This window comes from Cellulomonas sp. P5_C6, from assembly GCF_054049635.1.
In genome coordinates, this window is record NZ_JBFULZ010000185.1 from 1 (window position 1) to 8,445 (window position 8,445).

The window sequence follows — 8,445 nt, forward strand, 5'->3', positions numbered from 1 at the left end:
CCGCACCGGTGGTACGCGACGGCGATGGACGCCGTGATGCCGGGGATGGAGTCGATGAGCGTGCCGTCGAGGTCGAGCAGGACGAGGGGAGAGGTCACGCGTCGATCATGCCTGGGGGATCGAGCAACCGGCGCCGCCGCTCGTAGGCTGACCGCATGGCGACCACCGAGACCGCACCCGGACAGCAGCTGCCCCAGGAGCGGGAGGTGCTCGACTGGGAGCTCTTCGGCACCGCGGCCCGGGAGCTCGCGCAGACGGTGGTCGACGACGGCTTCGTCCCGGACATCGTCATCGCGGTCGCCCGCGGGGGACTGCCGCCGGGCGGGGCGATCGCCTACGCGCTGGGCACGAAGGCCGTCGGCACGCTGAACGTCGAGTTCTACACGGGCATCGACGAGCGGCTGCCCGACCCCGTGGTCCTGCCGCCGCTGCTGGACACGGACGCGATGCACGGCCTGCGCGCGCTCGTCGTCGACGACGTCGCGGACACCGGCGAGACGCTGGCCCTCGTCCAGAGGCTGATGACCCTGCACTGCGCCGAGGCCCGGACCGCCGTGCTGTACGCCAAGTCCCGGTCGATCATCGAGCCCGACTACGTGTGGCGCCGCACCGACCGATGGATCACGTTCCCGTGGTCGGCGCTCCCGCCGGTCGTCGCGTCGGCCACCTGACCGCGGCCGTCGGGTCGGACCACCAACGCTGAAGGGCGCCGTGCGGGAGCCATGTACAACGATGTACAGAATCTCCACAACGTTGTAGATTTCGGATCCGGTGGTCCACCGCGGCACTGCGCACGACGTCGGCGGCCGGTCCCCATGTCCTGAGTCCGACGTCGCACCAGGAGTTCCGATGGCCCGTCCAGCCCTCCGCGCCGCCCTCACGGGAGCCGCCCTCACCCTCGCGCTCGTCGCCACGAGTGCACCCGCCCAGGCGGACCGCCGCGCCTCCGACCCACCACCGCCGACCTTCCAGGACGTCTCGGTGCACGACCCGTCGGTCGTCGTGGCCGACGGCGACATCTGGGTCTTCGGGAGCCACCTGGCCGCCGCCCGCACCGACGACCTGATGTCGTGGGAGAAGGTCGCCGACGGCGCGAACGCCGACAACCCGCTCTTCGACGACGTCCGCGAGAACCTGCGCGAGACGTTCGAGTGGGCGCAGACAGACACCCTGTGGGCCGCAGACGTCATCCAGCTCCCCGACGGCCGGTTCGCGATGTACTACAACGCGTGCAAGGGCGACTCGCCGCGCTCCGCGATGGGCATCGCCGTCAGCGACGACGTCGACGGCCCCTATGTGGACCAGGGGATCTTCCTGCGCTCGGGCATGTGGGACCTGCCCTCGGAGGACGGCACGACCTACGACGCCCGCGTGCACCCCAACGTCGTGGACCCCGACGCGTTCGTCGACGCGCGCGGTCGCTGGTGGCTCGTGTACGGCTCGTACTCGGGGGGCATCTTCATCCTGCGGCTCGACAAGTCGACCGGGAAGCCCGTGCCCGGCCAGGGCTACGGCACGCACCTCGTCGGCGGCAACCACAGCCGGATCGAGGGCCCGACAGTCATGTACGACGCCTCGACGCGCTACTACTACCTGTTCCTCTCGTTCGGCGGCCTCACCGCCGACGGCGGGTACAACGTCCGGGTCGCTCGCTCGAAGAACCCCGACGGCCCGTACCTCGACGCCGCCGGCAACGACATGACGCAGGTGGAGGCGGACCCGACGCTGCCGCTGTTCGACGACGCGTCGATCGAGCCGTTCGGCACCAAGATCCTCGGCAACCACCTGTTCGCGCGCGAGGTCGGCGACCCCGGCGAGGGCCCCGGCACGGGGTACCTCTCGCCCGGCCACAACTCCTGGTACCGCGACCCGACGACCGGTGAGACGTTCCTCGTCTTCCACTCCCGGTTCCCGGGGACGGGCGAGCAGCACGAGGTCCGTGTGCACCAGATGTGGATGAACGCGCAGGGCTGGCCGGTGCTCGACCCGTACCGGTACGCCGGCGGGGACGACCGGCGCATCGAGCGACGGGACGTCGCAGGCGCGTACGCGCTGGTCACGCACGACAAGGCGCTCACCGCCGACCAGCGGCGGGCCACGTCCGTCACGCTCGCGTCGGACGGCACGGTCTCCGGCGAACTCACGGGCCGGTGGTCGCTCGAGGGCGCGGACCGCGCGCGGCTCGACGTCGGGGGCACCCGCTACGACGGCGTGTTCACGCGCTCCTGGCAACCGGACCTCGCGCGGTGGGTCGTGACGTTCAGCGTCCTGTCCGGCGACGGGGTCACGCTCTGGGGCAGCACCGTCCCGCCGATGTCCGCGCGCCAGGCGGTGGACGCCGTCGTCGCGGACCTCGACCTGGGCGACACCTCGGGTCTCGTCGCCGACCTCGTGCTCCCGACCACGGGCACGCACGGCACGACGATCACCTGGACGAGCTCGGACGAGGCCGCCGTGTCCACGACCGGCGACGTCACGCGTCCCGAGGCCGGCGCGGGCGACGCGCACGTGAGGCTCACCGCGCGGGTCACGAACGGCTCGGTCGAGCGCGCGGTCACGATCGAGGTGGTCGTGCTGCAACGGGTCGCGGGCGGACTCGTCGGCTCCTGGTCGTTCGAGGGCGACCTCGCCGACGGGACGGGGGCGCACGCTCCGGCCACGACGACCGGCCCGCGCCTCGACCAGGCCGGCGGCCAGGTCACGTACACCGACGGCGCGCACGGCCAGGCGGTGCACCTCGACGGCGCGTCAGGCGTCCGGCTGCCCGACGGGCTCGTCGCCGGCTCGACGTGGTCGGCCGCGATGTGGCTGCGGCCCGAGGTCCTCACGCAGTTCACGTCCGCGTTCTTCGCGGCGCGCGACGGCAACGCCTGGGTGAGCGTCGTGCCGCGCGGTCACGACGGCGTCGCAGGCTCGACCATGGTCTGGTCGGGCTCGCAGTGGTACGACGCGGGCACCGGCACGCAGATCCCCGTCGGGCAGTGGAGCCACGTCGCGCTCACCGTGGACGGCGGCGAGCTCGTCGTGTACATCGACGGGCAGGCGGCCTTCACGGGGACCGGGTTCCCGGACGTCCTGACGACGACCACCGGCACGTTCGCGCTCGGCGTCAACTGGTGGGACACACCGTTCCAGGGTGACGTCGACGAGGTGTCCGTCTGGAGCTCGGCGCTCACCGCGTCGCAGGTCGCCGCCCTCGCGACGCGCTGACGCCGCACCGACGGCACGGTCGCCACGGCGCTGCGCGTGGTGACCGTGCCGGGCGCGGCATTCCGGTGGCGGGCCGGCCGGACGGGCCCGCTAGACTCGGCCGCACAGGCGTCGACCCGGACATCACCGGCGAGCCTCCGGAAGAACGGGCCCGCAAGGCCTCAGTAGAACCGGACGGGTAGGCCCGTCACAGCCCTCACGAAGTGGTCGACGACCCGCCAGGGGAGCCGGCAAGCGAGGTGGTACCGCGGTAGAGCCCGGCCGGTCCGGGTCCCATCGTCCTCGCAGCCGAGAGCGACGCACCCCACCGGGTGCCGACCACAGGAGAGCCGCACGGTGGCCTACCCGCTGCACCGCCAGTCCGATGTCCCCGCGTCCCCGGACCTGCCCGCCCTCGAGAAGGACGTGCTCGCGTACTGGGAGTCCGACGGCACGTTCCAGGCGTCCATCGACGCCCGCGACGCCGGCGAGCACGGCAGCAACGAGTTCGTCTTCTACGACGGCCCGCCGTTCGCCAACGGCCTGCCGCACTACGGCCACCTGCTGACCGGCTACGCCAAGGACGTCGTTCCGCGCTACCAGACGATGCGCGGCCACCGCGTGGAGCGTCGGTTCGGCTGGGACACCCACGGGCTGCCGGCCGAGCTCGAGGCGCAGCGGCTGCTCGGCATCACCGACACCTCGCAGATCGAGGAGATGGGCCTCGCCGCGTTCAACCAGGCGTGCCGCGAGTCGGTGCTGCGGTACACGGGCGAGTGGCGCGAGTACGTGACGCGCCAGGCGCGCTGGGTCGACTTCGACCACGACTACAAGACGCTCGACGTCACGTTCATGGAGTCGGTCATCTGGGCGTTCAAGCGCCTGTACGACCAGGACATGGCGTACGAGGGCTACCGCGTGCTGCCGTACTGCTGGCGCGACGAGACGCCGCTGTCCAACCACGAGCTGCGCATGGACGACGACGTCTACCAGTCGCGCCAGGACCCCGCGCTGACGGTCGGCCTGCGCCTGGAGACCGGCGAGCTCGCGCTCATCTGGACCACGACGCCGTGGACGCTGCCGAGCAACCTGGCGATCGCGGTCGGGCCGGACGTCGACTACGTGACGGTCGAGCCGGGTCCCGACTCGGCGCTCGCGGGGGAGCGCGTGGTGCTGGCGGCGGCCCGCGTCGGCGCGTACGCGAAGGAGCTCGGCGAGGCGACCGTCGTCGCCACCGTCAAGGGCCGAGAGCTGGCGGGCCGCCGGTACACCCCGCCGTTCGACTACTTCGTCGGCCGGGAGAACGCGCACCAGGTGCTGCTCGGCGAGTTCGTGACCACCGAGGACGGCTCGGGCATCGTGCACATGGCGCCCGCGTTCGGCGAGGACGACATGGTCGCGTGCGAGGCCGTCGGCATCGCGCCGGTCGTGCCCGTCGACTCGCAGGGGAAGTTCACCACCGAGGTGCCGGACTACGTCGGCCAGCTGGTGTTCGACGCCAACAAGCCGATCATCGCGGACCTCAAGGCCGGCACCGGCCCGCTCGAGCGCGTCCCGGCGGACCAGCGGTCGGTCCTCGTGCGCCACGAGACGTACGAGCACTCCTACCCGCACTGCTGGCGCTGCCGAAACCCGCTGATCTACAAGGCGGTGACCAGCTGGTTCGTGCGCGTGAGCGACTTCCGCGACCGCATGGTCGAGCTCAACCAGGACATCACCTGGACGCCGGAGCACATCAAGGACGGCCAGTTCGGCAAGTGGCTGTCGAACGCCCGCGACTGGTCGATCAGCCGCAACCGCTACTGGGGCACGCCCATCCCGGTGTGGGTCTCGGACGACCCGTCGCACCCCCGCGTCGACGTGTACGGCTCGCTGGCCGAGCTGGAGGCGGACTTCGGTCGGGTGCCGACGAACGAGGCGGGCGAGCCGGACCTGCACCGGCCGTTCATCGACGAGCTGACGCGCCCGAACCCGGACGACCCGACGGGCGCCTCCACCATGCGCCGGATCCCGGACGTGCTGGACGTGTGGTTCGACTCGGGCTCCATGCCGTTCGCGCAGGTGCACTACCCGTTCGAGAACGCGGACTGGTTCGAGCACCACTACCCGGGCGACTTCATCGTCGAGTACATCGGCCAGACCCGCGGCTGGTTCTACACGCTGCACGTGCTGGCCACGGCCCTGTTCGACCGCCCGTCGTTCCGCAACGTCCTGTGCCACGGCATCGTGCTMGGCGACGACGGCCGCAAGGCCAGCAAGAGCCTGCGCAACTTCCCGGACCCCGCCGAGATGTGGGACCTGTACGGCTCCGACGCCGTGCGCTGGTTCCTCATGTCGAGCTCGATCCTGCGCGGCGGCAACCTCATCGTCGGCGAGGAGGGCATCCGCGACGGCGTGCGCCAGGTGCTGCTGCCGCTGTGGAGCACGTACTACTTCTTCTCGTTGTACGCCGGGGCGGCGGACGGGGGTGCCGGCTACAGGGCCACGYCGGTCGACGCCGCGCGTGCCGCCACGCTCGCGCCGATGGACCGCTACGTCCTGGCGCGCACGCGGGACCTGGTGGCGCGCACGACGGAGCAGTTGGATGCGTACGACATCTCGGCGGCGTGCGAGACCGTGCGCGAGCACCTCGACGTCCTCACCAACTGGTACGTGCGCACGCAGCGCGACCGGTTCTGGGCCGAGGACGCCGACGCGTTCGACACGCTCTGGACGTCGCTGGAGGTGCTCACGCGGGTCATGGCGCCGCTCGCGCCGCTGGTCACCGAGGAGGTCTGGCGGGGCCTGACGGGCGGGCGCAGCGTGCACCTGACCGACTGGCCCTCCGTCGACCTCGCGCCGGCCGACGAGGCGCTCGTGTCGGCGATGGACCAGGTCCGCGCAGTGACGTCGACCGCGCTCGGCCTCCGCAAGGCCGCGGGCGTGCGCGTCCGGCAGCCTCTGCACACGCTCACCGTGGCGGTCGACGACGCGGACGCCCTGGCGCCGTACCGCGACCTGCTCGCGGCCGAGCTGAACGTCAAGGCCGTCGACCTGGTCACGGCCGACGCCGGCACGGCCGAGCGGTTCGGCATCACCCAGCGCCTCGCGGTCAACGCCCGCGCGGCGGGCCCGCGGCTCGGTCGCGGCGTGCAGGCGCTCATCCAGGCCGCGCGCTCGGGTGCCTGGCGGGTCGACGGCGACGCGGTCGTCGTCACCACCACCGACGGGGACGTGGCGCTCGAGCCGGCCGAGTACGAGCTCACGACCGTGGTCGGCGACGAGGGCGGTGCCGCGGCGGTCCTGCCCGGTGGCGGCTTCGTCGTGCTCGACCTCACGCTCGACGACGCCCTGCGCGCCGAGGGCTACGCCCGCGACGTCGTCCGGGTGGTCCAGGACGCCCGCAAGGCCGCCGGCCTGMAGGTGGGGGACCGGATCGTGCTGACGCTCGACGTCCCGGCCGAGCACCTCGCCGCCGTCGAGGTGCACCGGGACACCATCGCCCGCGAGACCCTCGCGGTCTCCGTGGAGATCGAGACGGGGCCCGCGCTGCAGGCCACCGTGGAAGCCGTCGACGCCGGGGGGTACGAGGCATGAGTGCGCGTGAGCAGGGCACGGGACGGTCAGGAGGGTCCGACCACCTGCGCCGCCAGGCCGAGAAGGAGGCCCGCACGGCCGCCGACGAGGTCTACCAGGCGATCCTGGCGCGGGCCCCGGAGCACGACATCGACCCGACCCTGGACCGGGTGCGGGCGGTGTGCGAGCTGCTGGGCGACCCGCAGAAGGCGTACCGGACCATCCACCTCACCGGCACCAACGGCAAGACGTCGACCTCCCGCATGGTCGAGCGGCTGCTGCGCGAGCACGGCCTGCGCACGGGCCGGTTCACCAGCCCGCACCTGAGCCGCGTGAACGAGCGGATCGCGATCGACGGCGAGCCCATCAGCGACGAGCGGTTCGTCGAGGTGTGGCAGGACGTCGCGCCCTACGTGCACCTGGTCGACCAGGGCTCGATCGAGAAGGGCGAGCCGCGGCTGTCGTTCTTCGAGGTGTTCACCGTCATGGCCTTCGCCGCGTTCGCGGACACCCCGATCGACGTCGCCGTGATCGAGGTGGGCCTGGGCGGCACGTGGGACTCCACCAACGTCGTCGACGGCGAGGTCGCGATCATCACGCCGATCTCGCTCGACCACGAGCGCTACCTGGGCCACACGCTGGTCGAGATCGCGTCGGAGAAGTCCGGGATCATCAAGGACGGAGCCACGGTCGTCCTCGCGCAGCAGACCGAGGACGTCGAGGGCGTGCTGCTGGCGGTCGCCGCCGAGCGCGGCGCGCGCGTGCTGCGCGAGGGCGTCGACATCGCGGTCGGGGAGCGGCAGGTCGCCGTCGGCGGGCAGCTGATCACGCTGCAGGCGCTGGGCGGCACGTACACGGAGATCTTCCTGCCCCTGCACGGGGAGTTCCAGGCGCACAACGCGCTGCTCGCGCTCACCGCGGTCGAGGCGTTCCTCACCGGTGGCCGCGCGCTCGACCCCGGCGTCGTCGAGGTCGCGTTCGCGGACGTCGACTCGCCGGGTCGGCTCGAGGTCGTGCGGTCGAGCCCCACGATCATCGTCGACGGCGCGCACAACCCCGCGGGGATCGAGGCGCTCGTCGCCGGCCTCGAGGAGGCGTTCGAGCTCACGCGGCTCGTCGGGGTGGTCGGCGTGATGGCCGACAAGGACCCCGAGGGCATGCTCGCCGCGCTCGAGCCGGTGCTCGCCGAGGTCGTGGTCACCCGTGCATCGACGTCCCGCGCGCTCGACGCCGAGGACCTGGCGGACATCGCGATCGACATCTTCGGCGAGGACCGCGTGCACACCGTCGAGCGGCTGAACGACGCCCTCGACCTCGCGGTGTCGCGGGCGGAGAGCGAGGTAGAACGCGGGTCCGGCGTGCTCGTCACCGGTTCGATCCTGCTCGTGGCCGAGGCGCGGCGGCTGCTCGGGCGTCCGTGACTCCTGGTCACCCGTCCGGGTGACGCCGCGCCGCTCACGCCGCCGCGTGCACGAATGTGCACCGACGGCGCACGATCTCCCCTTGACGCCCCCGTTGCACGACAACAAGGTGAGGTTTGTCGGGACGAAGGAGTTCACGACGGACGTGCGGGGCCTGCCGTGGGTGCCCGGTGGAAGGGATGGCTGCAGTGAAGAAGCTCATCAACGACCCGCAGACCGTCGTGGCCGAGTCGCTCGAAGGATTCGCGGCCGCGCACGCTGACGTGGTGGCGGTCGACGC

At 72.0% G+C, this 8,445-nt stretch carries 4 protein-coding genes; all 4 read left to right on the top strand.

Features of this window, described 5'->3' with window-relative positions:
- The first annotated feature begins 155 nt into the window (after positions 1 to 155).
- The 4 genes from ACXJKG_RS17060 to ACXJKG_RS17075 all read left to right on the top strand — a co-directional run bounded on the left by ACXJKG_RS17060 (position 156) and on the right by ACXJKG_RS17075 (position 8,165).
- Positions 156 to 671 (top strand): phosphoribosyltransferase, encoded by a 516-nt coding sequence (locus tag ACXJKG_RS17060; protein ID WP_456846933.1) that lies wholly within the window; start codon positions 156 to 158, stop codon positions 669 to 671.
- A gap of 178 nt (positions 672 to 849) precedes the next feature.
- Complete coding sequence (locus ACXJKG_RS17065) at positions 850 to 3,210, top strand: LamG-like jellyroll fold domain-containing protein (protein WP_456846934.1); 2,361 nt, start codon at positions 850 to 852, stop codon at positions 3,208 to 3,210.
- 336 nt (positions 3,211 to 3,546) lie between these two features.
- Entirely contained in the window at positions 3,547 to 6,765 is a 3,219-nt protein-coding gene (gene ileS, locus ACXJKG_RS17070) for an isoleucine--tRNA ligase (RefSeq protein ID WP_456846935.1), read from the top strand.
- The gene (locus ACXJKG_RS17075) at positions 6,762 to 8,165 is read left to right on the top strand and encodes a bifunctional folylpolyglutamate synthase/dihydrofolate synthase (RefSeq protein ID WP_456846936.1); all 1,404 of its coding nucleotides are present in this window, start codon (positions 6,762 to 6,764) and stop codon (positions 8,163 to 8,165) included. The genes ileS and ACXJKG_RS17075 overlap by 4 nt, the downstream gene beginning before the upstream one ends.
- Positions 8,166 to 8,445: the final 280 nt, after the last annotated feature.